We start from the raw sequence: 23,136 nt of genomic DNA, 5'->3' as shown, positions 1-23,136 counted from the left end.
TGCGATGGCTGCAAGAGCGGCGATGGCGGGGATGGCTGGACCGAAAGGCTTTTCCTCACGGACTGCCGGGCGGCGCCGCTTACCAGCGCTTGGTCTTGATGTTGTGCACGTGAGCGTGCTCGCCGGCCTTGATCGGCGCGACCACCTTGCCGATGTCGACGCCGTACTTGTAGACCGTGTCGTTCGGCGCCATGTCGCGCAGCGCCACCTTGTGGCCGATCGGAATCGGCTGGCGCGCGGTCACCGTGATGGTGCGGTCCTCGTCCATGATCCAGGCGTTCAGCTCGGTGCCGGCCTCGATCCCTTCCACCACGGCCACGGCCACCGTGTCCTTGGCGTCGTGCAATACGACGTGAATCATCGTTGTGTCTCCTCTGTGGGTTGGTGCGTGCATCGGATCATAGGTGGTCAAATCATAAAGGTCAACCAACTCATCTATATGAATTAGATGTATATCGATCCGCACTCGAGGCGCCGTGGCCTGCCAACGTAACCCGCCTTTGAAATGAGAAGCGTTTGCTGTCGCACGGACAAAGGCCCACGGGCCGCCGACCATCGGCTTTCGCGGAGCTTTCCATGGCCGCGGCCGCCCGGTGCCGAAGGGAGATCGGCCGCCCAGCCTCCGCTCATCGGGAGAGTCGGCCATGCGTCCGATCAGACTGCTGTTGGTGGCGTCGCTGCTGCTGAACCTGGCGTTCGTCAGCGCCACCGTGATGGCGATCCACCGCCTCGGCGGCATCGGCTATCTCGCCTTCAAGCTCAAGCACCGCGACGACGGCTCCGGCTACAGCGCCGGACGGCTGCAGCATCTGCGCTCGCTCGATGCCGCGCTGCCCGCCGGCAAGATCGTCTTCGTCGGCGACTCGATCACCGAAGCCGGGGAATGGAGCGAGTTTCTCGGCCACCACGATGTGGTCAATCGTGGCATCGGCGGCGATTCGACGGCACGCATCCTCGATCGCATCGAGTCGGTGGCAAAGACGCGGCCGTCCAAGCTGTTCCTGATGGCGGGCATCAACGATCTCGGCGCGTTCGACGAGCGCGAGGTGTTCGACCGCTATCGGCAGATCGTCGACACGGTCAGGCGCGTGTCGCCCGGCACGCGGATCTATCTGCAGAGCACGCTGCCGGTCAATCGCGAGGTACGCGACACCGGCCGCGACAATGGCCGCGTCGCGCAGTTCAATGCGCTGCTGGCCGGGCTGGCGGCCAGCGACGATCGGGTCGAATGGATCGATGTCGCCCGCGCGCTGGCGGACCGGGACGGCAACCTGGATCGCGCCTATACCTATGACGGCGTGCATCTGAACGGCGAGGGCTATGCGCGCTGGAAGGCCGTGATCCTGCCGTATCTGCACGGCACCAGCGTCGCGACGCGGTAGGGGCGTGGCGACGCGGTGGGGGCGTGATCACGCGATAGAGGCGTGACGACGCAGTCGGTACGTCGAGACGCGATAGGAGCGTGGCGCGCGATCGAGGCGTAACGACACGATGGCGTGCGACCACGCGTTTGGGCGCGACGACGCGATTGGGTGTGACGACGCGAATGGGCGTGACGACGCGAATGGGTCGTGCGGCTGCCGGAAGCAATCCGCGGCCCTGGCGTGGGCAACGCCCCCGCCCCCGCCCCCGGCTTCTGGTATGTTCGGCGTCATCGCTTGCGCGAGCCATCACTCGTCGCCTGTCCTCCGCCTGCGTACCGCCTTCCCGACCACGCCGCCATGTTCCTGGTGCTCGCCCCTTGCCCCGCGTTGGCGCCCTACGTCAACGGCTACTGGTTCGTCCAGGACCTGGAGGGCGTGTACGAAGGGCAGCCCATCGAGACCTGTCCTTACCCGGGCGCGGTGCTGTCGGTGAACTTCGGCCGTCCCAATGCGATGGAGGGCGGGCCCACGGTCCCCAAAGTCTCGCTGCTGGGCTTCCAGTCGAACAGCCGTCGCTGGCGCTCGTGGTCGGACACGTATTTCGTCATGGCGATGCTCAGTGGCATTGGGCTGGCGCGGCTGTTCCCCGGCATTGGCGCGGACTGCAAGGATCGCCTGATGGACCTTGCCGCCTATCTGGGCGATGGAAGGGCCTGCTCGCTTGCGGCCGACCTCAGCGCCGCCTGGGCGCCGCGCCGGATCGCCGGCCAACTGGACGCCTGGCTGCTGCGGCGCCTCGACGCCACCCGCGCGCCGATCGAGCTGCCGACGCTCGCCGCGGCCCACGCGCTGTTGCGCCAGGGCCGGCAGGTGCAGGACATCGCCCGGCTGATCGCCGTCAATCGGCGCCAACTGCATCGATGGTTCGAGCGGCATCTCGGCGTCGGCCCCAAGCAGCTGATGGACCTGGAACGGCTGCAGTCGAGCATCCAGGCCGTGCAACGCGGCGATGGGGACGCGCTGTCCGGCTACAGCGACCAGGCGCACCAGATCCGCAACTGGCGGCGGCGTCTGGCCCAGACACCGGGCGGCTACGCCCGCGGCGGGCCTTCGCCACTGGCCGAATACTTCGGCCGGCAACCGGGAGAGGGCCCGGCCTTCTATCTCTGACGGGGCGAGGTCGAAGCGTCGCGAACGGTCCCAAGCTGTCCCGAGCCGTCCTCAGCCATCCCCAGCCGTCCCAAGCTGTCCCCGGCCGTCCCTAGCCGTCCCAATCCGTCCCAAGCCGTCTCCGGCCGTCCCAGGCCGTCTCCGGCCGTCCCAACTCCCAAGTCCCAAGTCCCAAGTCGCAAGTCCCGAGTCCCGAGTCCCGAGTCCCGAGTCCCGAGTCCCGAGTCCCGAGTCCCGAGTCCCGAGTCCCGAGTCCCGAGTCCCGAGTCCCGAGTCCCGAGTCCCGAGTCCCGAGTCCCAAGTCGTCCCAGGCGGTCGAGGCGGTCGAGGCGGTCCAGCGGTTCAAAACGGTCCCAAACGTTCAATACGGCGCGTCCGCGCCGCGGCATCCTGCGGCACTCGACAGGAGGGACGTATGGACGTTGAAGAGATTGCGTTGGAACGAACGCTCGTCGACTACACCGACGGCGCGACAACCTTCGAGGGTTACGTGGCCCGGCCCGCCGGCCTCGGGTCATCCGCGCCCTGCGTGCTGCTGGCCCACGAGTGGAGCGGCCTGAGCGAGCCCATCAAGCGCAGCGCCGGCCGGCTCGCCGCATTGGGCTACGTCTGCTTCGCCGCCGACGTCTATGGCAAGGGCGTGCGCGGCGACCCGATGGGCGACAACTCGCATCTGATGAATCCGATGCTGGCCGACCGTGCCCTGTTGCAGCGCCGGCTGCTGGCGGGACTCGATGCCGCCACGGCGCTTCCCGGCGTCGACCCGCGCCGCATCGCCGCGGTCGGCTACTGCTTCGGCGGCTTGTGCGCGCTGGACCTGGCACGCGCGGCGCCGCCGAACCTGGTCGCCGCCATCAGCATCCACGGCGTTCTGCAGCCGCCACGGATCGGCCCGCAGCGGCCAATCTCCGCGAGCGTCCTGCTGCTGCACGGCTGGGAAGACCCGGTCGCGCCGCCGGCCGATGTGCTGGCCATTGCCAGGGAACTGACCGACGCGGGAGCGGACTGGCAGTTGCACGCCTACGGCCACGCCCGCCACGCCTTCACCTTCGCCGGCGCGAATTTCCCCGAGCGCGGCATCGTCCATGACCCGCGGGCCGACAGGCGCTCCTGGGCCGCGATGAAGGCGTTCCTGGCGGAGCAGCTGGGGGCGAAAGGCTAGCGGCGACGGCAGGTTTCTTCTTGCCGCCCGCAAAAAAAAAGCAGGCGGCGAAGCCCTCCGGGCATTCGCCGCCGCATCCTCCCGCACTGCCTTACTTCTGTTGCTGCTGCTTGCGCTCGCGCTGTTGGCCGCCTTGCTGCTGCTGGCCGCCCTTGCTTTGCTGCTGTTGTTGCTGCTGCTTGCTGCCGCTCTTCTGGCCTTGGCCTTGCTGTTGCTGAGTCATGATGGTCTCCGGATGTGCGGACAAGACGTCCGGACTCGAACCGATGCATCGAGCGTGCCAGCGCGCCGATCGGGCGTGATACCGGCGTGGGGAGACCTATCGTGCGCAGCGTAGGCGTCGTCCGCTTCGGTAAGGCAGTCGATGTCGCAGAATCTGCACGAGGTATTGTCAATGCTGCAAACGGAACCTCTACCGGACCTGTTCGGCGGACCTGTGGGGGCCGCGCAGCAGGCCGCGGACCGTTGTCGGCGGGCGGCTCAGAACCAGACGCGCACGCCGGCGACAAAGCGCGTCTCGCCGCTGCGGCCGCCGGAGGCGCGCACCATGTCGGCGGTATTGCCGAACGTCTGGTAGCGCTCGACGCCGATGTACGGCGCGAACTGGCGGCTGAACTCGTAGCGTAGGCGCACGCCGACCGCGCCGTTGGACAGGCCGCTGCCGACGCCGATCTCGCGGTCGTTCTTGCCGTAGAAATTGGCCTCGACGCGCGGCTGCAGGATCAGGCGCTGCGTGACCAGCAGCTCGTACTCGGCGGACAGCCGCAGCGCCGTCCGCCCTTCGGTGCCGAGGTAGCCGGTGGCGTCGAGCTCGAACCAGTAGGGCGCCAGCCCCTGCACGCCGAATGCGAGCCAGTTGCGTGCGGGGCGACCGTGGCCGGCGTCGTTGCGGATGCCGAGCTGCGTGTCCCAATAGCTGGCGATGGCGTGGCCCCACAGCAGTTCGGTGCGGGCCTCGTGGACCTTGCCGCGCTCGACCTCGCCTTCGGCCTTGATGACCAGCCGGTCATAGGTGCCGCCGAACCAGGCCTGCGCCTCGTAGGCGGCCGCGTTGGTGTCGCTGCCGCGCGCCCATTCGAGGCGGTCCACCAGTACCGAGCCGAACAGGTGCTCGTCGGCCATATGCAGCTGCCGATGGGGACCGAGCGCGTACTGCCCGACGCCGAGGCGATGGCCACCGGAATAGGCGTGCGGATCGCGGGCATCGGGCGGCGCGCTGCCGCCCTGCATCTTCATGTCGCCGTGGTCCATTGCCGGCTTCGCGGCGCTGCCGTGCTGATGCTGCTGATGCTCCTGGTGTTGCTGATGCTCCCGGTGCTGCTGGTCTTGCTGATGCTCCTGGTGCTGCTGGTCCTGTCGGTGCTGCTGGTCTTGCTGATGCTCCTGGTGCTGCGGGTGCTGCGGGTGCTGCTGGTGCTGCTGATGCTGCTGGTGGTCACCGTGATCGTGCTGGTGCGGCTGCTGCCCCCAAGCAGCCCCGATGCCGGCGGCTGCCAGCAGGATGGCAAGAAGTATGTTCGATGGCATGGCTCGGGCCCCGTGCGTCTTGGAATTTGGATGGAACATCGGGCCAGTCAGGCCACCAGCACTTCGCGGAACATGCCTGCGTCCATATGCATCATCAGATGGCAATGCCAGGCCCAGCGGCCGAGCGCATCGGCCGTGACGAGGAAGCTGATGCGCTGGGCCGGCTGCACCGGAATCGTGTGCCGCCGCGCCTGGAAGGAGCCGTCCGGCGCCTCCAGCTCGCTCCACATGCCGTGCAGATGCATCGGGTGGGTCATCATCGTGTCGTTATGCAGGATCACGCGCAGCCGCTCGCCGTGGCGGAAATGGACCGGCGTGGACTTGCCGAACTCCAGGCCGTCGAAGGACCAGGTGTAGCGCTCCATATTGCCGGTCAGGTGCAGTTCCACTTCCCTGTTCGGCCCGCGCGGGTCCATCGGACCGCCGACCGTGCGCATGTCGGCCAGCGTCAGCACGCGGCGTCCGTTGTTGCGCAGCCCGATGCCGGGGTCGTCGAGGTTGGTCCGTGCCATGTCGACCCGCATATCGGTGCTCGGGCCGTATTCGGTGCGCGCGTGGCGGGCGGTCCTGCTGGGGATCTTCAGCGAGCCGTTTGCCGGCACCGTCGGCATGGCGTGCTGGCCGTGGTCCATCGCCATGCCGCCGTGGTGCATGCCGTGCGCCCCGTGCGTGTCGTGCATGCTGTGCATGCCATGCGTGCCGTGCGTACCATGCGCGCCATGCGTGCTGTGCATGCCGCGCTCGCTGTCCGTCCCGTGCGTGCCATGCATGGCGCCGTGGTTGTGCCCGCCGCCATGGCTCATCCCAGCCATCCCACCCATCGCCCCCATGTCGCCCATCATGTCCGTCATGGTCAGCCACTCGGCCTTGTCCAGCGCGGGCACGGCGGCCTGCAGCCCCTCGCGCGTCGCCAGCGTGCCGCGCGCGTAGCCGGTGCGGTCCATCGCCTGCGAGAAGATCGTGTAGGCCTCGTCGCGCGGCTCGACCAGGACATCGCAGGTCTCGCCGGGACCGAAACGGAATTCGTCGACCGTCACCGGCTCGATGTTCTGGCCGTCGACCTGCACGACCTTGAGCTTCAGCCCCGGAATGCGCACGTCATAGAAGGTATTGCCGCTGCCATTGATGAAGCGCAGCCGAACCTTGTCGCCCGGCTTGAACAGGCCCGTCCAGTTGCCGGCCGGCGTCACGCCATTGGTCAGGTAGGTCAGCGTATGCGCGGACAGGTCGGCCAGATCGGTGGGGCTCATCCGCATCTGGTTCCACATGCGGCGCTTGTCGACGGCGGCCTTGATGCCGTCGTTGGCGACATCGCGGAAGAAGTCGACGACGGTGGGTTGGTTGTAGTTGTAGTAGTCGCTCTGGGTCTTGAGCTTGGACAGCACGCGCATGCCGTCCTCGTCGGTCCAGTCGGACAGCAGCACGGTATGGTCGCGGTCCGCGCGGATCGGATCGTCGTCGCCGTCGATGATCAGGCCGCCGTAGACGCCGGTCATCTCCTGGAAGCCGGAGTGCGAGTGGTACCAGTAGCTGCCGCTCTGCACGACCTTGAAGCGGTAGGTGAAGGTCTCGCCCGGCGCGATGCCGGGGAAGCTGATGCCGGGCACGCCGTCCATCTCGAACGGCAGGATGATGCCGTGCCAGTGGATCGAGGTCGGCTCGCGCAGGCGGTTGGTCACGCGGATGGTCACCGTATCGCCCTTGCGCCAGCGCAGCGTCGGGCCCGGCAGCATGCCGTTGATGGTGTGGGCGATGGCGGGCTTGCCGGTGAAGTTGACGACCGCCTCTTCGATGAACAGGTCGAACTCGGTGCCGGTCAGCACCGGCGCGCTGCCGCTGCCCGCCCGCCGCGGACGGTCCGCGCGCTGCGCCCATGCCGCGCCGGGCACGCCGGACAGTGCACCGAGCACGCCGCCCGCGACCAGCCCTTGCACGAAGCGCCGGCGGGACAGATGAGGCGGCAGGGCCAGGGTGGTTGGGGCGCTACGGGGCATGGAGGCGGTCCTTGTGGTCTATCGGCGATCGGCGTCGGCGATCGGCGTCGGCGATCGGCGTCGACCACCCGCGTCGACGATCGCACGATCGGCGTCGGAGACGCTTCAATCGGTGATCGTCAATCGCAAATGGCCTCGGCAGGATAAGGACCAGGCAGTAACCAACCAATTACCCCGACATTACATTCCGGTAAGGTTGGCGTCATGTTGGGCCGCCTCGCCCTACACTATCGCGACGGTTGCGCCAGGCGCCGATGGCCGGCGACGCGCGCAGGGCACAGCCCACAGCGGGACGCGGAAAACAGGAAGCCGAAGCCCGACGCGCGGCACAGGAAGCCGGAAGCGGGAAGTGGGAAGCGGGAAGTGGGAAGCGGGAAGTGGGAAGTGGGAAGCGGGAAGCGGGAAGCGGGAAGCGGGAAGCGGGAAGCAGAGAGTAGCAAGCAGGAAGCGCCGATGAAATTGCTGGTAGTCGAAGACGAGGCCAAGACCGGGGAATACCTGCGGCAGGGGCTGACCGAGGCGGGGTTCGTGGTGGACCTGGCCGCCAACGGCCTGGATGGCCAGCATCTGGCCATGACCGAGCCGTACGACCTGATCGTGCTCGACGTGATGCTGCCCGACGTCGACGGCTGGCGCATCGTGCAGACGCTGCGGGCCGCCGACAACCGGGTCCCGGTGCTGTTCCTGACGGCGCGCGACAGCGTGGCCGATCGCGTCAAGGGCCTGGAGCTCGGCGCCGACGACTATCTGGTCAAACCCTTTGCCTTTGCCGAGTTGCTGGCGCGCGTCCGCACGCTGCTGCGCCGCGGCGCCACGCAAGTAGCGCTGGACCGCATCCAGATCGCCGACCTGGTGCTCGACCTGGCCCGCCGCCGCGCCACCCGCGCCGGCCGCCGCATCGTGCTGACCAACAAGGAATTCTCGCTGCTCGAACTGCTGGCGCGCCGGCGGGGCGAGGTGCTGCCGCGCTCGCTGATCGCCTCGCAGGTTTGGGACATGAACTTCGACAGCGACAGCAATGTGATCGACGTCGCCATCCGCCGCCTGCGCGCCAAGATCGACGACGACTTCGACCTCAAGCTGATCCAGACGGTACGCGGCATGGGCTACGTGCTCGAGAACCCGGAGGACGGCGACTGATGCCGCGCCTCTCGCTGACGGCCCGGCTGACCGCGTTGTTCTCGCTGACCTCCGCCTGCGTGCTGCTGGGCCTGGGTTGGCTGATCTTCTGGGCGATGGACCGGCACTTCGCCGATCAGGACTACGCGCTGCTCGGGGACAATCTGCGCATGGTCGAACGGATCGTGGCGACGGGCCCGTCCGACGGCATCGCGGCGCGGCTGGCCGACGCGCAGAAGCACCACGGCGGCCTGCTGATCCATGTGCAAGGCAAGCGAGGCGAGCCGCTGTTTGCGAGCCCCGGCTTCGATTTCGGCGCGGCGCTCGAGGCGGCGGCGCGGACGGATGCGGGGGCGCGCCTCGATGCGGACGGCGCGGCCGGTGCGAACGCTGCGGACGGTGCCGATGGCGCGGACGGCTCGCAGGGCAATGGGCTCGAATGGCGGCAGAACGGCCAGCTGTATCGCGGCATGGTCCGCACGGTGCGCGATCCGGGCACGGGAGAGCCGCTGCGCATGCTGGTCGGCATGGACACAGAGATCCACGATCACTTCATTCACGCGTTCCGCCAGTCGCTGGTGTTCTATATCGCGCTGGCCGCGCTGGCCAGCGGCGTGCTCGGCTGGTGGGCGGCGCGCCGCGGGCTGTCGCCGCTGCGCACGATGGCCTCGCGCGCGCAGACCGTGACGGGCAGCAAGCTGTACGAGCGGATGCCCGTCGAAGCGGTGCCGGTTGAAATGGCGGACCTGGCGGCGAACCTGAACGCGATGCTGGCGCGGCTGCAGGACGATTTCCGCCGGCTGTCCGAATTCTCGTCCGACCTGGCGCACGAGCTGCGCACGCCGATCACCAACCTGATGACGCAGACCCAGGTTGCGCTGTCGCAGCCACGCGATGCCGGCAATTACCGCGACATCCTGGCGTCGAACGCCGAGGAACTGCAGCGCCTCGCCCGCATGGTGTCCGACATGCTGTACCTGGCCAAGATGGAACACGGGCTCGATCTGCCGAACACCGAGGCGATCCGCATCGCCGACGAGGTGCGCGCGCTGTTCGACTTCTACGAGGCGCTGGCCGAGGACAAGGCGGTGCGACTGGATCTGCGGGGCGACGGCCGCATCCAGGGCGACCGGCTGATGCTGCGGCGGGCGCTGAGCAATCTGATTTCGAATGCGCTGCGCTATACGCCGCCCGGCGGCACGATCGTCGTCGAGGTGGCGGACGCCGGAGAACACGTCGAGGTCGCGGTGGAGAACGACGGCGCCGAGATCGACGCCGCCTTGCTGCCTTCGATCTTCGACCGCTTCTCTCGCGGGGACAAGTCCCGCACGAGGCCGGAATCGGACAGCGTGGGGTTGGGGCTGTCGATTACCAGGGCCATCATGCTGGCGCACGGCGGGGATATCGCGGTGCGGTCCGAGCGGGGGAAGACGCGGTTTGCGTTGCGGTTTCCGAAGCGGATGGATGATGGGCCGAGGACTGACCGAGGACTGACCGAGGACTGACCGAGGACTGACCGAGGACTGACCGAGGACTGACCGAGTGCTGACCGCCGCGGACCAGCTGACGGGCATGAAAAAGGGCGCTGCGGCCGGTGCCGCAGCGCCCTTTTTGCTGAGGGCAACGCCTTGCCGATTTCCTTATTCCACCGTCACCGACTTCGCCAGATTGCGCGGCTTGTCGACGTCGGTACCACGCGCGCACGCGGTGTGATACGCCAGCAATTGCAGCGGCACCACATGCAGGATCGGCGACAGGTCGCCGTAGTGCTCGGGCAGGCGGATCACCTGGATGCCGTCGGTCGACGTAATGTGCGTGTCCGCGTCGGCGAACACATAAAGCCGGCCGCCGCGGGCACGCACTTCCTGGATGTTCGACTTCAGCTTTTCCAGCAGCGCGTCGTTCGGCGCCACCGTGACCACCGGCATCGCCTCGGTCACCAGCGCCAGCGGCCCGTGCTTGAGCTCGCCGGCCGGATAGGCCTCGGCGTGGATGTACGAGATTTCCTTCAGCTTCAGCGCGCCTTCCAGCGCGATCGGATAGTGCAGGCCGCGGCCGAGGAACAGCGCGTTCTCGCGGCGGGCGAAGTCCTCCGACCAGGCGATGATCTGCGGCTCCAGCGCCAGCACGCCGTGCAGCGCGGCCGGCAGGTGGCGCAGGTTCGCCAGCGCCCTGGCCTGGCTTTCCTCCGACAGCGTGCCGCGCAGCTTGGCCAGCGCCAGCGTCAGCATGTACAGCGCGGCCAGCTGCGTGGTGAAGGCCTTGGTCGAGGCGACGCCGATCTCGGTGCCCGCGCGCGTGATGAAGCGCAGCTCGGTTTCGCGGACCATCGCGCTGCTGGCGACGTTGCAGATGCACAGCGTGTGCTCGTGGCCCAGGCCCTTGGCATGGCGCAGCGCGGCCAGCGTGTCGGCGGTCTCGCCCGATTGCGAGATCACGACCACCAGCTGGCGCGGATTGGGTACCGTTTCGCGGTAGCGGTATTCGCTGGCGACCTCGACCTGGGTCGGGATGCGGGCGATCGCTTCGAGCCAGTACTTGGCGGTGCAGCCCGAGTAATAGCTGGTGCCGCAGGCCAGGATCAGCACGCTGTCGATATTGGCGAACACCTGCGCGGCGCGTTCGCCGAACTGGCTCGGCTCGATGCTTTCGATGCCCTCGAGCGTGTCGGCCAGCGCGCGCGGCTGCTCGAAGATTTCCTTCTGCATGAAATGCCGGTACGGGCCGAGATCGACGGCCGCCGCATGGGCTTCGACCACGCGCACTTCGCGCTCGACCGGCTCGTCGTTGACGTCGTGGATCGTGATCGCGTCGCGGCGCACCTCGACCACGTCGCCCTCTTCCAGATAGATCACGCGGTTGGCGGTGCCGGCGACGGCCAGCGCGTCGGAGGCGAGGAAGGCCTCGCCTTCGCCGAGCGCAGCAACCAGCGGCGAGCCGGCGCGCGCGCCGACCACGCAGTCGGGCTGGTCCTTGGCGACCACGGCGATCGCATAGGCGCCGTGCAGGCGCTTGGTGATCGCCCGCACCGAGGCGAACAGGTCGCCGCGCGTGGCGCTGCTCGGATAGGTGTAGGCCTGATGCACCAGATGGGCGACCACTTCGGTATCGGTCTGCGAATCGAAGCCGTAGCCGGCGGCGCGCAGTTCGTCGCGCAGCGGCTCGTAGTTTTCGATGATGCCGTTGTGCACCAGCGCGATGGTCTCGCCGGAGAAGTGCGGGTGGGCGTTGATGGTGTCGGGCTTGCCGTGCGTGGCCCAGCGCGTGTGGGCCACGCCGATCGTGCCGGACAGGCCGGAGCCGCGCGTCTGCTCGTCCAGGTCCGCCACCCGCGACACGGTGCGGGCGCGCTCGAGCGTGTCCTCGCGGACCACTGCCACGCCGCACGAGTCATAGCCGCGGTATTCCAGGCGGCGCAGGCCTTCGATCAGAACCGGAACGATATTGCGCGTCGAAACCGCGCCGACGATGCCACACATGTTGCTCTCCCTGGGTGCCGCGGCTCGTGACCGCCTGCGTTGATGCTTTGTTCGATGTCCTGGCTGGCGGGCGCTTGTGCCGCCCGCCCCGGGCCTTGCGCGCCGGCCAGCGCGGTGCGCCTATCTTACTTCGTGCCCTGCCTGGGCTGCTTGACCGGCCGCTGCCAGCCGGGGATGGTCGTCTGCTTGGCGCGCGACAGCGTCAGCTGGTCGGCCGGCGCTTCCTTGGTCAGCGTGGTGCCGGCGCCCAGCGTCGCGCCGCGGCGTACCGTGACGGGCGCGACCAGCTGCGAGTCCGAGCCGATGAAGACGTCGTCCTCGATCACCGTGCGGTGCTTGTTGACGCCGTCGTAGTTGCAGGTGATGGTGCCGGCGCCGATGTTGACGCGCGAGCCGACCGTGGCGTCGCCGACGTAGGCAAGATGGTTGGCCTTGCTGTGCGCGGCGATCTGGCTGTTCTTGACCTCGACGAAGTTGCCGATATGGACGTCCTCGCCCAGTTCGGTGCCGGGACGCAGCCGGGCATAGGGCCCGATCCGGCCGTCCGCGCCGACCTGCGCCTGCTCCAGATGGCAGAAGGCCAGCACGCGTGCCCCGGAACCGATGCGGCTATCCCGGATCACACAGTGAGGACCGATCTGCACGCCGTCTTCCAGGTGAACCCGTCCCTCGAACACGCATCCCACGTCGATCGTGACGTCTCGGCCACATGTCAGTTCGCCCCGGATATCGATCCGGGCCGGGTCGAGCACGGTCACGCCGGCTTCCAGCAGGCGCATCGCCTGGTTGCGCTGGTGCAGGCGTTCGAGTTCGGCCAGTTGCACCTTGCTGTTGACGCCCAGCGTCTCCCACAGCGCGCCCGGCTGGGCGGACACGACCTCGACGCCATCGGCGACCGCGCGCTCGACGGTATCGGTGAGGTAGTACTCACCTTGCGCGTTATCGTTGCGCAGCGTGGACAGCCACTCGGTCAGCTTCGCGGTCGGGCAGACCACGATGCCGGTATTGATCTCGCGGATCGCGCGCTCGGCTTCGCTGGCGTCCTTCTGCTCGACGATGCGGGCGATGCTGCCGGCGGCGTCGCGCACGATACGGCCGTAGCCGGTCGGATCGTCCATCTCGACGGTCAGGATGCCGAAGCGGTCCTGCCCGGCGGCTTCCACCAGACGGGCCAGCGTGTCGGCCCGGGTCAGCGGCACGTCGCCGTACAGCACCAGCGTCGGCTGGGCCGGATCGAGCAGCGGCAGCGCCTGCATCACCGCATGGCCGGTTCCGAGCTGTTGGGCCTGCAGCGCGAAGGCGACATCGGGCGCGGCGACCGCAGCCTGTACCCGCTCGGCGCCATGGCCCACGACCACCACCAGCCGCGTCGGCGACAGCGTACGCGCGGTATCGATCACATGAGCAAGCAGCGGCCGGCCGGCCAGCGGATGCAGCACCTTCGGCAAATCGGAATGCATCCGTTTGCCCATGCCGGCGGCGAGAATGACGATGTTCACGAGGAGGTTCCTAAGTGAGTGCGCCCGAATTGACATCCGGATCGGAAAGACGCGCGACCAGCCCCGACGTGACAGCCGGGCGTTGGCGCAACTGGCGGACGGTGGACCGTTCATCGGCCTCATCCCGCCATGGACGGAGCCATGCGGAAGCCGTCGCCGGCACCCCGCCATCGTCCGCAAACCGTTGCCAGACCTTGCCTGGCGGGCGGCGGAGAGGTGCCGTTGGCGCGTCCGGCGATTCTAGCATGGGGGGTATCCGCCGCTTGACGGCTGTTGCGCAAATTCACAATGTGCGGTGGCGCGAACTGATCGCGGCGGGGATGCTGGTATTGCTGACCGCCTGCAATGCGATGAAGCTCGGCTACCAGCAGGGCGACCACCTGGCCTACTGGTGGATCGACAACTATGTCGACGTCACCGACGACCAGGAGCCGCAGACCCGGGATGCGATCGCCCGCTTCTTCGCCTGGCACCGGCGCGAGCAGCTGCCCGAGATCGCCGCCTTGCTGCAACGCGCCAAGAGCGAGGTGCAAGGGCCGGTGACCGAGGCCCAGCTGGAGCGCGTGCGCGACGATACGCAACGGATGGCCCGCGTCGCCTTCGACCATGCGATCCCGGATGTCGCCGATCTGCTGTTGACACTGACGCCGGACCAGATCAAGCGGATGGAGCGCAAGTTCGCCGACGGCAACGAGAAGTACCGCAGGAAATTCCTGCGCGGCAGCCCCGACGATCGCCTCGAGGCCCGTTACGACAAGGTGATGGAGTGGGCCACGCTGATCTACGGGCGCTTCTCGCGCGAGCAGCAGGACGCGATCCGCGCCGCGCTCCGCCCGGTGGTCGACAACGCCGAGTCGCGCTTCGGCGAACGGGTGAAACGCCAGCAGGCCTGGATGGCGCTGGTCCGGCAGGTCCAGGCGGAACACCCGCCCAAGGCCCGCGTGATCGCGCTGCTGCAGCGCTTCGGCGACCAGTGGCAGGCGCCGCCGACGCGCGAGCGCCGCGTCAGCTACGAGGCCAATACCGAGGCCGGACTGACGGTGGCGGCGCAGATCGCCAACATGACCACGCCGGAGCAGAAGCGCCACGCGGTCGAGCGCTTCCAGAAGTGGATCGAGGATACGCAGTCGCTGATGCGCGAGGCGCCGCGGCAGCCGGCCACGGTGCCGTCGCGCGCGGCCAACTGAGGCGGCGCCGAAAGAAAGTCGAAGGAAACCCGAAGGAGAGCGGAAGGCGAGCTGTGAGAGAGCCCGCAGGAGCGCCGAAGGCGCGCTGAACGAACCGGTGCTGGACCGCCGAAGCCTGAACGAACCGGTGCCGAGTCCCCGAGGCCTTATTCGGCCGCCGACGCGGCCGCCGCGGCAGCGGCCACCGCCGCGCCCTCGGCCTGCGCGCCCCGCCCCCCCGGCCTCTCGAAACGGACGAATTCCATCCGGTTCTCGGCGCTGCCGCCGGCGAACACCAGCGGCTGCTGCGAGAAGGTCGAGTCGGCGAACAGCGAGGCCTCGTCGACCTTGGCCAGCCCGGTCGCCAGGCCGTTGAAGTCGAACAGCTCGGTATCGGCCAGGTGCGACGGCACCACGTTCTTCAGCGCCGAGAAGATATTGTCGATGCGGCCCGGATTCTGCCGCTCCCACTCGAGCAGCATTTCCTTGACCTTCTTGCGCTGCAGGTTCTCCTGCGAGCCGCACAGATTGCAGGGGATGATCGGGAATTCCATCGCGCGCGCATAGGCGGCAATGTCCTTCTCCGAGCAATAGGCCAGCGGGCGGATCACGATGTGCTGGCCGTCGTCGGTGGCCAGCTTCGGCGGCATCGCCTTCATCTTGCCGCCGAAGAACATGTTCAGGAAGAAGGTCTGGACGATGTCGTCGCGATGGTGGCCCAGCGCGATCTTGTTGGCGCCCAGCTCCTTCGCGGTCCGGTAGATCACGCCCCGGCGCAGCCGCGAACACAGCGAGCAGGTGGTCTTGCCCTCCGGCACCTTCTCCTTGACGATCGAATAGGTGTCGGCCTCGACGATCACGTACTGCACGCCGATATTGTCGAGGTAGCGCGGCAGCACGTCCTCGGGGAAGCCCGGCTGCTTCTGATCGAGATTCATCGCGATCAGCTTGAAGTCGATCGGCGCGCGCTTCTGCAGCGCCATCAGCACCGACAGCATCGTGTACGAGTCCTTGCCGCCCGACAGGCAGACCAGCACCGTATCGCCGTCCTCGATCATCTTGAAGTCGCCGATCGCGCGGCCGGTCTGCGACTGCAGATAGGTCTCGAGGCGGTAGAAGTTCCTGGAGTGGGTCGTTTCGGTCATGGCGGGAGGGAAGGCAACGGGCGGGGCGCCGTTCGGGCGCAATCGAACCGGGTATTTTAGCGGAGCGCCCCAGCGGCTGCATCAAGTGCCGGGGGCATCACGAAGACGCGCGACCCAGCGGCAAGCCTGGCGCCCGGCTCGACGGCGGGCCGATCGCCGGCCTAGCTCTTGATATGAAACACCTCGACCCCGACCGAATCGCAATCAGGATACACGTCCGGCTTCTCGGTCGACACCCGCACCGCGCGCACCTTGGGGTGGCGCAGCATCGCGCGGGCGACGTCGTCGCACAGCGTCTCCTGCAGGTGGACGTGGCCCAGCGCCATGCGCTCGGCGACGGTATTGCGCATGAAGTCGTAGTCGACGACCTCGTGCAGCTTGTCGTCGTGCGGCGTGCTTTCCGCCAGCGGCACGTACAGGTCGATGTTGATCAGCACGCGCTGTTCGCCCTTCTTCTCGAACTCGTGCACGCCGATGTTGATCTGCACTTCGTAGTTGCGCAGGAACATGCGGCGGCAGTCTTGCAGGCTGGGATGGGAAAGAGCGGCGGACATGGCGGCGTGGGCGAGAAAGGGGAGACGGGGGAGAGAAGGGAGCCGGAAATCGGGAATCTGGAACCGGCAAAGGCCGCCGATGGTACAGGCGGCCGCGGCTCCAGGGAAGTCATTCGGTCAGGAACATCACGTCGCGCGCCAGCGGCATCAGGTGCTGGCCGCCGTCCACGTACAGCGTAGTGCCGGTGACCGCGCGGGCCTCGGCGAGATAGGCCACGGCCTGGGCGATATCGTCGGGCGTCGACGACTGGCCCAGCGGCGTCATCCGGTGCGCGCGCTTGAAGCCGCCGCCAGACTGGTCGCCCGACACCAGCGTGATGCCCGGCGCCACGCCGACCACGCGCAGGCGCGGCGCCAACGCCTGGGCCAGCTGCATCGTCGCCGTCTGCAGCGCGGCCTTGGACAGCGTGTACGAGAGGAAGTCCGGGTTCAGGTTGTCGAGCTTCTGGTCCAGCAGGTTGATCACCACGCCGCGCGCATCGTCCGGCAGCGCCCGGTGCAACTCGCGCGACAGCAGCAGCGGCGCGGCGACATTGGTGCGCATATGCGTATCGAGCGAGCCGTAGGAGAAGCTGGTGGCGACGTCGTACTGGAACAGCGAGGCGTTGTTGACCAGGCAGGTCGGCGTGCCGAGGGCGGCGGTGCAGGCGGCGATCAGCCCGCCGGTCGCCGCCTCGTCGGCCAGGTCCGCCTGCAGCACCGCGGCGCGGCGGCCGAGCGCGCGGATCTGTCCGGCGACCTCCTCGGCCTCGTCACGCGAGCGATGGCAGTGCACCGCGATATCCCAGCCGCGCGCCGCCAGTTCCAGCGCGATCGCGCGGCCGATGCGGCGGGCGCCGCCCGTCACCAGCGCAATGCCGCGGCTGGGGCCGGGCGCGACCGCCTGCGTCGACGAGGCCGAGGACGAGGCCGTCGTCGAACCGGGCGCGGCGTCGGAAGAAGTGAAATCTGGCATTGCTACAATCGCGGGATGCAGAAAACCGGTAGTTTACCCCTTCCCTCCGCGGACGCGCTCGATGCCTCCACGGCATTGGCCGCGCGCATCGGCGAGGCGATCGACGCCGCGCAAGGCTGGCTCGGCTTCGATCGCTACATGGCGATGGCGCTCTACACGCCCGGGCTCGGGTACTACAGCGGCGGCGCGGCCAAGTTCGGCCGCGACGTGCGCGACGGCAGCGACTTCATCACCGCCCCCGAACTGACGCCGTTCTTCGCCCGTACGCTGGCGCGCCAGCTGGCGCAATGGCTCGAGCAGGGCCTGGACGAGGTGATGGAATTCGGCGCCGGCACGGGCCGGCTGGCGGCGGATCTGCTGCTGGCGCTCGAAACCGAGGGCCGGCTGCCCTCGCGCTACTGGATCGTCGAACTGTCCGGCGAGCTGCGCGCCCGCCAGCAGGCCACGCTGGCCGCGCGCGCCCCGCATCTGGCCGCCCGGGTGCAGTGGCTCGACGCCCTGCCCGCGCGCTTCGCGGGCGTGGCGATCGGCAACGAGGTCCTCGACGCGATGCCGGTACGGCTCTACGCGCGGGTTGGCGGTGTCTGGCATGAGCGCGGGGTCGCGCGCAGCGATGGCGGCGAGCATGGCAACGATGCGCGCTTCCGCTTCGCCGACCGGCCGCTTGGCGCGGCCGACGTGCCCGCCGCCGTCGCCGCGATTCCGGGCGACCACGACATCGTCACCGAGACCCATGCCGAGGCCGAGGGCTTCGTCCGCTCGCTCGGCGCAATGCTGTCGCGCGGCGCGGCGCTGCTGATCGACTACGGCTTTCCGGCCAGCGAGTACTACCATCCGCAGCGCACCGGCGGCACGCTGATGTGCCATTACCGCCATCACGCCCACCCCGATCCGTTCCTCTATCCGGGGCTGCAGGACATCACGGCCCACGTCAACTTCAGCGGCATCGCGCAGGCGGCGGTGGACGCGGGCCTGGAGGTTGCGGGCTTCGCCTCGCAGGCGCGCCTGCTGATGAATGCCGGCATCACCGAACTGCTGATGTCGCTGGACCCCAACGATGCCCGCAGCTTCCTGCCGGCCGCCAACGCGGTGCAGAAGCTGCTGTCCGAAGCCGAAATGGGCGAGTTGTTCAAGGCCATCGCGCTGACGCGCGGCCTGGGCGACAGCGTGCCGATCGGCTTTGCCGCGGGCGACCGCAGCCACACCCTGTAGCCACGGAACGCCCCCATGCTGCGCTGGACACTGACCATCTTCCTCTCCGTGATCATCCTGTCGTCCGCGCTGCCGTGGCTGCAAAAGATCGGACTGGGCCGCCTGCCGGGCGACGTGCGTTTCCGGCTGTTCGGCCGCGAATGGGTGCTGCCGTTCGCGTCGACCGTGCTGCTGTCGCTGATCGCGCTGCTGGTCGGCCGGCTGCTATGACGGTGCGCCGGGTGCCGGCGGCAGGTCCATCGGCGGCACCCCGTCGTACAGCGTAGTCAGCGCCGTCAGCGCCCTCAGCCCCTCGGGCCACGGCCCGCCATCCGCTTCCGACAACGCGATCTGCAATTCCCTGAGCGCGTGCAGCGGCGAACCGCGATACGCCGGCGGCAAGCGCCGCACCGCCTCCACCAGCGCCTGCCATATTTCCGGCCACGTCTCTCGCGGGCGCCCCGCCACGGAGCCACGCGCCAGTTCCGACAGCACGCTGGCGCGCCGAGCGGCCGGCAGGCCGGCGGCGCGCTCGAGCAACAGCAGGCAAGCATCGGCGTGGTCGATCGCCGCGGCTGCCACCAGCCACCGCTGCTCAAGGGCCGGCGGCTGCGGGGCAATCGTCCGCAGCAAGGCCGCCCATGCCGGTGCCCGCTCCGCCGGGCCGAGGATCACCCCGGTCAGCCGCCAAAGCGCCAGCCAGGGTTGCTCGCGGTGATCGGCGGAAAGGCGTGGCAGCAAGGCGGCCAGGCGCGGCACCGCGCGCGCCGCCATCCCCGGCGATAGCCGACGCAGCTGATCGCAGGCCCGTTGCAGCTCGCGGTTCAAGGCAGCGGGCGGCAACTGCGCCAACAGGTCCAGATAGCCCTCCCAGTGGCGCTCGCACTGGTCCGGAAAGGCGGCGCAGAACGCGTACAGCAGCGGCGCGCGTCCTGCCGGCGGCAACCGTGCGGCGGCGTCGGTCATCGCGTTCCAGCGCGCATCGGGATAGGGTCCGCTCAATTCCGCCAGCGCGGCGGCCAGGGCCTGCAGCGGCCCCGCGCGATGGTCGATCGGCAGCGCGTCGACGGCATGCCCGAACAGCCCGGACCAGGCGTCGCGCCTGGCCTCATGGGGCAGCAGGCCGAGCGAGGAAGCATGCGACGCGATCAGGACCGCGCATCTCGGCGGTGTCAGCCTGCCCGCCTCCGCCCACAGGTCGCCCCACAGACGCGGCGCCACACAGACGCCGGGCGCCGCCTTGCAGACGATCGCGAGCCAATGGGCCCGCGCCGCCGCATCGGTACACGCGTGCTGCCGTTCGGTCCACAGGCGGTTGCTGCATTCCAGCACCTGCTCGCGCGACGATCCGGCATGGCTCCACGCGGCGACCCGGCTCAGCACCTGAAGCCGGCTCTCGCCAGGCAGATCCCGCAGCGCCTCCCATACCCACTGCCGCAGCTGGGCCGACAGGTCGATGTCGTCGGCATGCAGCCACGCCGGCCCCGCTGCGTCCGCCAGCGCACACAGCACGGCAGTGCGCTGTGCCATGGCGGCCGCGCCTTCCTGCTGCGCCAATGCCGGGTAGGCCGATTGCACGGTGGCCAGCAGCTCGACCGGGGCCCTGCCGAGCGAACGTACCGCCCAACACATCGCCGTGATCAACGGCGCAACCTGCGCGCCCGGCACCGCCATGGCGCGCTGCAGGCATGCCGGCAACGCGGCGGCCGCCTCCTGCGTCAAGCGGGGAAATTCGGTGCAAAAGGCCAGCAGCGCCGTGGACTGCTGCGGCGGCGGCAGTCCGCACACCAGCTGCAACAGCGATCCCTGCAGCGAGCGCAGGTGCCGCGTCATCTCCACGTGGTCGACGATGCGTTGGCGCGTGGCCAGGTGCGCCAACTTGCCGCAGCACGACAGCAATGCGCACAGCGGGCGCTGGCGCAGGTCGGCCGGCAGCGTCGCGACCGCCTCGATCATCGGACCGCACGCCCTCGCGCTCACGAACGGGTGCATCGACGCCAGGCGTTCGGCCAGTGCGGCCATATGGCCGGCGCGGAGGTTCGGCGCAATGACGCCTCGATCGATTTCCCGCAGCGCAGCCTGCAAGGTCGACAGATTGGACACGCGGCCGATGCACCAGTCGATCCTTGCCGACTGGATCATCGACGCGAGTGCTACTCGCGTGCGCCGGTCGGTCTGCGCCATCCCGCAAAGGGGGCGATGGTCCAGATGGCCGGCGACATGCCGCAACAGATCGGTTGTCAGTTCGTGCCATGTGGCGCGCGTCTGCCTGCCCGGCCCGCCCGGCTCGCGTTGCCCCGTCGGCCCGGTTTGCCCAGGAGCCGCGGTCGGCGCGAACGCCTGGTGCGTCATGAAGCCAGCATCGATTTGCCGAAGCATGGTGCCTCCGTGAAACGGCTCAGGGCCAGGTCTCGTCGATCCGCTCGCGCTTCGGCGCGATGGCCCGCATCGCCACCGGATACCGCGGCCGCTTCAATACACGGCGCACCAGCGCGGATTCCGCAAAGGGAGCGATCGGCTGGAACCCGGCCGGTATGTCGTCGGGCGCCACGCCGCGCAGCAGCGCGACGAAGTGCGAGCGGGCCGCCAGGCGGATGCCGTGGGGCAGTTCGCCCAGCAAGCGCGCCAGCGATGGCAGCGGCGCGCCGCGATAGTGCGTCGGCAATTCCCGTACCGCGCGCACCAGTTCCATCCATGCCGTCACGCGTTCGCTGGCATGCCAGGCCATGGGGCCCTGCGCGCCGGCGCAACGCGCCAGCCGGGCCAGCACCTCGCCCTGCAGCGCGGCGGGCAGATCGCGTACCTGCATCAGGACCCAATTCGCACCGTCCGGCGTCGGCATTCCAGGTCGCACCGAGCAGGCATTGCTGGCGGGCAACGGGCGGCTGTCCGGCCAGCAATTCGGCGAGCGTGTCCCACGCGCGTCGATGCCCTTCCGGGTCGAACTCGAACACCCGATGCACACGCCGCAACAACATCTGCCACGGCGCATGCCGCTGCGCGGGCGGCAGGGCCGGCACCGATCGGGCGATGTCCCACCACGCCGGGGCCCGCTGCGCATGCGGCGCGAGTTGGGCAATCCAGTCGGCCAGTTGGGTCAGTACCCCGGCCCGCTCTTCCATCGGCAGGCGCGTCATGATGATCCGGTGGCACGGCGCCCAGAACCGCTCCACGTTGCCGATTTCGATGCATGCGAGCAATACCTTGACCTGCGACGCCGCCGGCAGCGGGCGCAGCGCGTCGAGCAGGCGCTGCCAGCGAGGGTCCTCCATGTCCGCCTCGTCGGTCAGCAAGGCATCGGCCAGTTCCGCCAGCGGCCCGGCCCGCGACGCCGCCGGTACCGCGACGATCCGCTCGTGGAGCGCGTGCCAGCGGGCCTCGCGGTCGGCCGCCTCGACCGGCACCGCGACGCCGCGCGCCAGCATGGCGAGCACCGGGCCTTGCCCGTCCGGCGGCAGCGTTGCTGCCGCGTCGAACAGGCGGTCCCAGGCATCCGGTGGCTCCGCCCATCCGTGATGGGCGGCCAGTGCGCCGAGCCAGCGCGTCCACCGCGCCGGATCGGCGGCGAAACGCTGGCCCGCGTTCCACAGCAGGGGCCAGCGCTGCGCGGCGCTGTCGCTGAGCCGCTGCGACCCGGGTCCGGCAAGGGCGACCATCACGTCGAGCGCGGGACCGGGGGGCAAGGCCCGCGCGGCCTCCAGCAGATCGCACCACAGTCGATGCGCTGCCGGCTCGTCCCGGACATAACCCGCTTCCCACTGAACGTCGAGCGTATCCGCGAGGCCGGCCAGCACGGCAGCCTGCTCGCTCCATGAGGGCTCGCCGTCGGGCGTCTGCAGTCGGGCACGGGCCTGCAGGAACTGCTGCACGCGCTCGTCGGCGCGCGTTGCGCGGACGAACGGAAAACGCCGCAGTATCTGCGCCAGCACGGCACCGCGGTCGGGCATGGGCAGCTGCAGCGCCTCATCGATCCACTCGTCGACATCCGGCATCGCGTCCTGCGTCAGCGAGGCGATACGCAGGCATGCGATCAGCGGCTCGGCGCGCTGCGCGGGCGGCAGGTGCTCCACCGCCAGCAACAGCGGCAAGGCGCCGCGTGGATGGCAAACCAGTTCCTCGCAACGAGCCAGGCCCTGCATGACGCCGACCACGGGCCGTGCCCGCAGCGGGGCAGGCAGCCGCGCAATGCCTTCGAGCAGGACATCGCGTGCGGCCGCGACCATGCCGCCATCCAGCCTCGGCAGGCGTTCGGCCAGCGCACACAGCTCGTTCGCCCGGTTGGCATCGGACAGCAGCGGGTCGCGCAGCGCTCGCACGGTGTACCTGAGCGTCGACAGGCTCGACACGCAGGCGATGCGCCAGCCGACGCGGGCCGTCACGGTGCACGATGCCAGCGCCTGATGCGTGCGCTTGTGGGTCAGGCGCAGCGCATCGAGCGCCTGCCATGGCAGGAAGCTGCCGACATGGGCGACGAGTTCCGCGGGCAGGCGATGCCAGCCGGTGCTGGTCTGCGCATCGGGCCCGGCATCGGCGTCGGCATGGGAGTTGGCAGGGAGACCGACATTGGCATCGGCATGGACATCGGCGGTTGCCTGGGCGCCGGATTCGTTCGATGCCGAAGGCATCGGACAGGCGGGGAAATACGGAGCGATGGGATCTGGCATGGCGTATGACCTCGGAGAGGACAACGCCGACGCGTGGCTGCCGTGCCCGGTGGGGGTCCGCCATGATGAAGGGACGATGCACTCGGAGGGCAGGCGTCGGCGACGATCGGCTCGAATGCCAGACGGCGGGCCAAGGGACCCCGCATT

19 protein-coding genes are annotated in these 23,136 nt (G+C 69.0%); 8 read left to right on the top strand and 11 right to left on the bottom strand.

Annotated features, from left to right (window positions below):
• Positions 1-79: 79 nt before the first annotated feature.
• The gene (locus tag F1599_RS08755; RefSeq protein ID WP_006575911.1) at positions 80-361 is read right to left on the bottom strand and encodes a UxaA family hydrolase; all 282 of its coding nucleotides are present in this window, start codon (positions 359-361) and stop codon (positions 80-82) included.
• Positions 362-644: 283 nt separating this feature from the next.
• Here F1599_RS08755 and F1599_RS08750 point away from each other — a divergent pair, with 283 nt between their 5' ends.
• From F1599_RS08750 to F1599_RS08735, 3 genes are all read left to right on the top strand, one after another.
• The gene (locus tag F1599_RS08750; protein WP_150082779.1) at positions 645-1,382 is read left to right on the top strand and encodes a GDSL-type esterase/lipase family protein; all 738 of its coding nucleotides are present in this window, start codon (positions 645-647) and stop codon (positions 1,380-1,382) included.
• A gap of 189 nt (positions 1,383-1,571) precedes the next feature.
• A complete protein-coding gene (locus tag F1599_RS08745; protein WP_223819534.1) occupies positions 1,572-2,534 on the top strand; it encodes a helix-turn-helix domain-containing protein in 963 nt (320 codons plus the stop codon).
• A 436-nt stretch (positions 2,535-2,970) separates the two neighbouring features.
• On the top strand, positions 2,971-3,696 hold the full coding sequence (locus F1599_RS08735) for a dienelactone hydrolase family protein (protein ID WP_223819533.1): 726 nt from the start codon (positions 2,971-2,973) through the stop codon (positions 3,694-3,696).
• A gap of 91 nt (positions 3,697-3,787) precedes the next feature.
• Here the strand turns inward: F1599_RS08735 and F1599_RS26435 are convergent, their stop codons facing one another.
• From F1599_RS26435 to F1599_RS08725, 3 genes are all read right to left on the bottom strand, one after another.
• Positions 3,788-3,919 (bottom strand): hypothetical protein, encoded by a 132-nt coding sequence (locus F1599_RS26435; RefSeq protein ID WP_255650794.1) that lies wholly within the window; start codon positions 3,917-3,919, stop codon positions 3,788-3,790.
• A gap of 257 nt (positions 3,920-4,176) precedes the next feature.
• Positions 4,177-5,223, bottom strand: coding sequence for a copper resistance protein B (locus tag F1599_RS08730; RefSeq protein WP_150082777.1), 1,047 nt, complete (start codon positions 5,221-5,223; stop codon positions 4,177-4,179).
• A gap of 47 nt (positions 5,224-5,270) precedes the next feature.
• On the bottom strand, positions 5,271-7,217 hold the full coding sequence (locus tag F1599_RS08725) for a copper resistance system multicopper oxidase (RefSeq protein WP_150082776.1): 1,947 nt from the start codon (positions 7,215-7,217) through the stop codon (positions 5,271-5,273).
• 453 nt (positions 7,218-7,670) lie between these two features.
• On the opposite strand from F1599_RS08725, the gene F1599_RS08720 reads away from it, so the two are divergent.
• Together F1599_RS08720 and F1599_RS08715 are read left to right on the top strand one after the other, a co-directional pair.
• Positions 7,671-8,357 carry a heavy metal response regulator transcription factor gene (locus tag F1599_RS08720; RefSeq protein WP_150082775.1) on the top strand — a complete coding sequence of 229 codons (687 nt, stop codon included), beginning with the start codon at positions 7,671-7,673 and terminating at the stop codon, positions 8,355-8,357.
• A complete protein-coding gene (locus tag F1599_RS08715; protein ID WP_150082774.1) occupies positions 8,357-9,841 on the top strand; it encodes a heavy metal sensor histidine kinase in 1,485 nt (494 codons plus the stop codon). The genes F1599_RS08720 and F1599_RS08715 overlap by 1 nt, the downstream gene beginning before the upstream one ends.
• Before the next feature lie 135 nt (positions 9,842-9,976).
• Here the strand turns inward: F1599_RS08715 and glmS are convergent, their stop codons facing one another.
• Both glmS and glmU read right to left on the bottom strand, forming a co-directional pair.
• Positions 9,977-11,815 carry a glutamine--fructose-6-phosphate transaminase (isomerizing) gene (gene glmS / locus F1599_RS08710; protein WP_149317213.1) on the bottom strand — a complete coding sequence of 613 codons (1,839 nt, stop codon included), beginning with the start codon at positions 11,813-11,815 and terminating at the stop codon, positions 9,977-9,979.
• Positions 11,816-11,940: 125 nt separating this feature from the next.
• The gene (gene glmU / locus F1599_RS08705) at positions 11,941-13,314 is read right to left on the bottom strand and encodes a bifunctional UDP-N-acetylglucosamine diphosphorylase/glucosamine-1-phosphate N-acetyltransferase GlmU (protein WP_149317214.1); all 1,374 of its coding nucleotides are present in this window, start codon (positions 13,312-13,314) and stop codon (positions 11,941-11,943) included.
• Positions 13,315-13,604: 290 nt separating this feature from the next.
• On the opposite strand from glmU, the gene F1599_RS08700 reads away from it, so the two are divergent.
• Positions 13,605-14,501 carry a DUF6279 family lipoprotein gene (locus F1599_RS08700; RefSeq protein WP_150082773.1) on the top strand — a complete coding sequence of 299 codons (897 nt, stop codon included), beginning with the start codon at positions 13,605-13,607 and terminating at the stop codon, positions 14,499-14,501.
• Between the two features lie 146 nt (positions 14,502-14,647).
• Here the strand turns inward: F1599_RS08700 and ttcA are convergent, their stop codons facing one another.
• The 3 genes from ttcA to F1599_RS08685 form a co-directional block, all read right to left on the bottom strand.
• Complete coding sequence (gene ttcA / locus F1599_RS08695; protein WP_150082772.1) at positions 14,648-15,625, bottom strand: tRNA 2-thiocytidine(32) synthetase TtcA; 978 nt, start codon at positions 15,623-15,625, stop codon at positions 14,648-14,650.
• Positions 15,626-15,786: 161 nt separating this feature from the next.
• Entirely contained in the window at positions 15,787-16,179 is a 393-nt protein-coding gene (locus F1599_RS08690) for a dihydroneopterin aldolase (protein ID WP_006575896.1), read from the bottom strand.
• Between the two features lie 109 nt (positions 16,180-16,288).
• Positions 16,289-17,134 (bottom strand): SDR family oxidoreductase, encoded by an 846-nt coding sequence (locus F1599_RS08685; protein ID WP_149317217.1) that lies wholly within the window; start codon positions 17,132-17,134, stop codon positions 16,289-16,291.
• A 15-nt stretch (positions 17,135-17,149) separates the two neighbouring features.
• Here F1599_RS08685 and F1599_RS08680 point away from each other — a divergent pair, with 15 nt between their 5' ends.
• Complete coding sequence (locus F1599_RS08680) at positions 17,150-18,346, top strand: class I SAM-dependent methyltransferase (RefSeq protein WP_150082771.1); 1,197 nt, start codon at positions 17,150-17,152, stop codon at positions 18,344-18,346.
• A 15-nt stretch (positions 18,347-18,361) separates the two neighbouring features.
• Positions 18,362-18,556 carry a DUF2905 domain-containing protein gene (locus tag F1599_RS08675; protein ID WP_053820940.1) on the top strand — a complete coding sequence of 65 codons (195 nt, stop codon included), beginning with the start codon at positions 18,362-18,364 and terminating at the stop codon, positions 18,554-18,556.
• Here F1599_RS08675 and F1599_RS08670 read toward each other — a convergent pair.
• Together F1599_RS08670 and F1599_RS08665 are read right to left on the bottom strand one after the other, a co-directional pair.
• Positions 18,551-20,410: a hypothetical protein gene (locus F1599_RS08670; RefSeq protein WP_190286330.1), complete on the bottom strand. Its 1,860-nt coding sequence runs from the start codon at positions 20,408-20,410 to the stop codon at positions 18,551-18,553. The two genes, F1599_RS08675 and F1599_RS08670, sit on opposite strands and share 6 nt — an antisense overlap.
• A gap of 263 nt (positions 20,411-20,673) precedes the next feature.
• Positions 20,674-22,989, bottom strand: coding sequence for a hypothetical protein (locus F1599_RS08665; RefSeq protein ID WP_150082769.1), 2,316 nt, complete (start codon positions 22,987-22,989; stop codon positions 20,674-20,676).
• Positions 22,990-23,136: the final 147 nt, after the last annotated feature.

The sequence above is a fragment of the Cupriavidus cauae genome (assembly GCF_008632125.1).
Classification (GTDB): domain Bacteria; phylum Pseudomonadota; class Gammaproteobacteria; order Burkholderiales; family Burkholderiaceae; genus Cupriavidus; species Cupriavidus cauae.
Note: the sequence above shows the minus strand (reverse complement) of the source record. Positions and strands in the feature narration are given on the sequence as shown.

Bases quoted from the DNA above. Each gene is read 5' to 3' on its own strand.
- F1599_RS08755 (WP_006575911.1), bottom strand. From the start codon at position 361: ATGATTCACGTCGTATTGCACGACGCCAAGGACACGGTGGCCGTGGCC.
- F1599_RS08750 (WP_150082779.1), top strand. From the start codon at position 645: ATGCGTCCGATCAGACTGCTGTTGGTGGCGTCGCTGCTGCTGAACCTG.
- F1599_RS26435 (WP_255650794.1), bottom strand. From the start codon at position 3,919: ATGACTCAGCAACAGCAAGGCCAAGGCCAGAAGAGCGGCAGCAAGCAG.
- F1599_RS08730 (WP_150082777.1), bottom strand. From the start codon at position 5,223: ATGCCATCGAACATACTTCTTGCCATCCTGCTGGCAGCCGCCGGCATC.
- F1599_RS08725 (WP_150082776.1), bottom strand. From the start codon at position 7,217: ATGCCCCGTAGCGCCCCAACCACCCTGGCCCTGCCGCCTCATCTGTCC.
- F1599_RS08720 (WP_150082775.1), top strand. From the start codon at position 7,671: ATGAAATTGCTGGTAGTCGAAGACGAGGCCAAGACCGGGGAATACCTG.
- F1599_RS08715 (WP_150082774.1), top strand. From the start codon at position 8,357: ATGCCGCGCCTCTCGCTGACGGCCCGGCTGACCGCGTTGTTCTCGCTG.
- glmS (WP_149317213.1), bottom strand. From the start codon at position 11,815: ATGTGTGGCATCGTCGGCGCGGTTTCGACGCGCAATATCGTTCCGGTT.
- ttcA (WP_150082772.1), bottom strand. From the start codon at position 15,625: ATGACCGAAACGACCCACTCCAGGAACTTCTACCGCCTCGAGACCTAT.
- F1599_RS08690 (WP_006575896.1), bottom strand. From the start codon at position 16,179: ATGTCCGCCGCTCTTTCCCATCCCAGCCTGCAAGACTGCCGCCGCATG.
- F1599_RS08685 (WP_149317217.1), bottom strand. From the start codon at position 17,134: ATGCCAGATTTCACTTCTTCCGACGCCGCGCCCGGTTCGACGACGGCC.
- F1599_RS08680 (WP_150082771.1), top strand. From the start codon at position 17,150: ATGCAGAAAACCGGTAGTTTACCCCTTCCCTCCGCGGACGCGCTCGAT.
- F1599_RS08675 (WP_053820940.1), top strand. From the start codon at position 18,362: ATGCTGCGCTGGACACTGACCATCTTCCTCTCCGTGATCATCCTGTCG.
- F1599_RS08665 (WP_150082769.1), bottom strand. From the start codon at position 22,989: ATGCCAGATCCCATCGCTCCGTATTTCCCCGCCTGTCCGATGCCTTCG.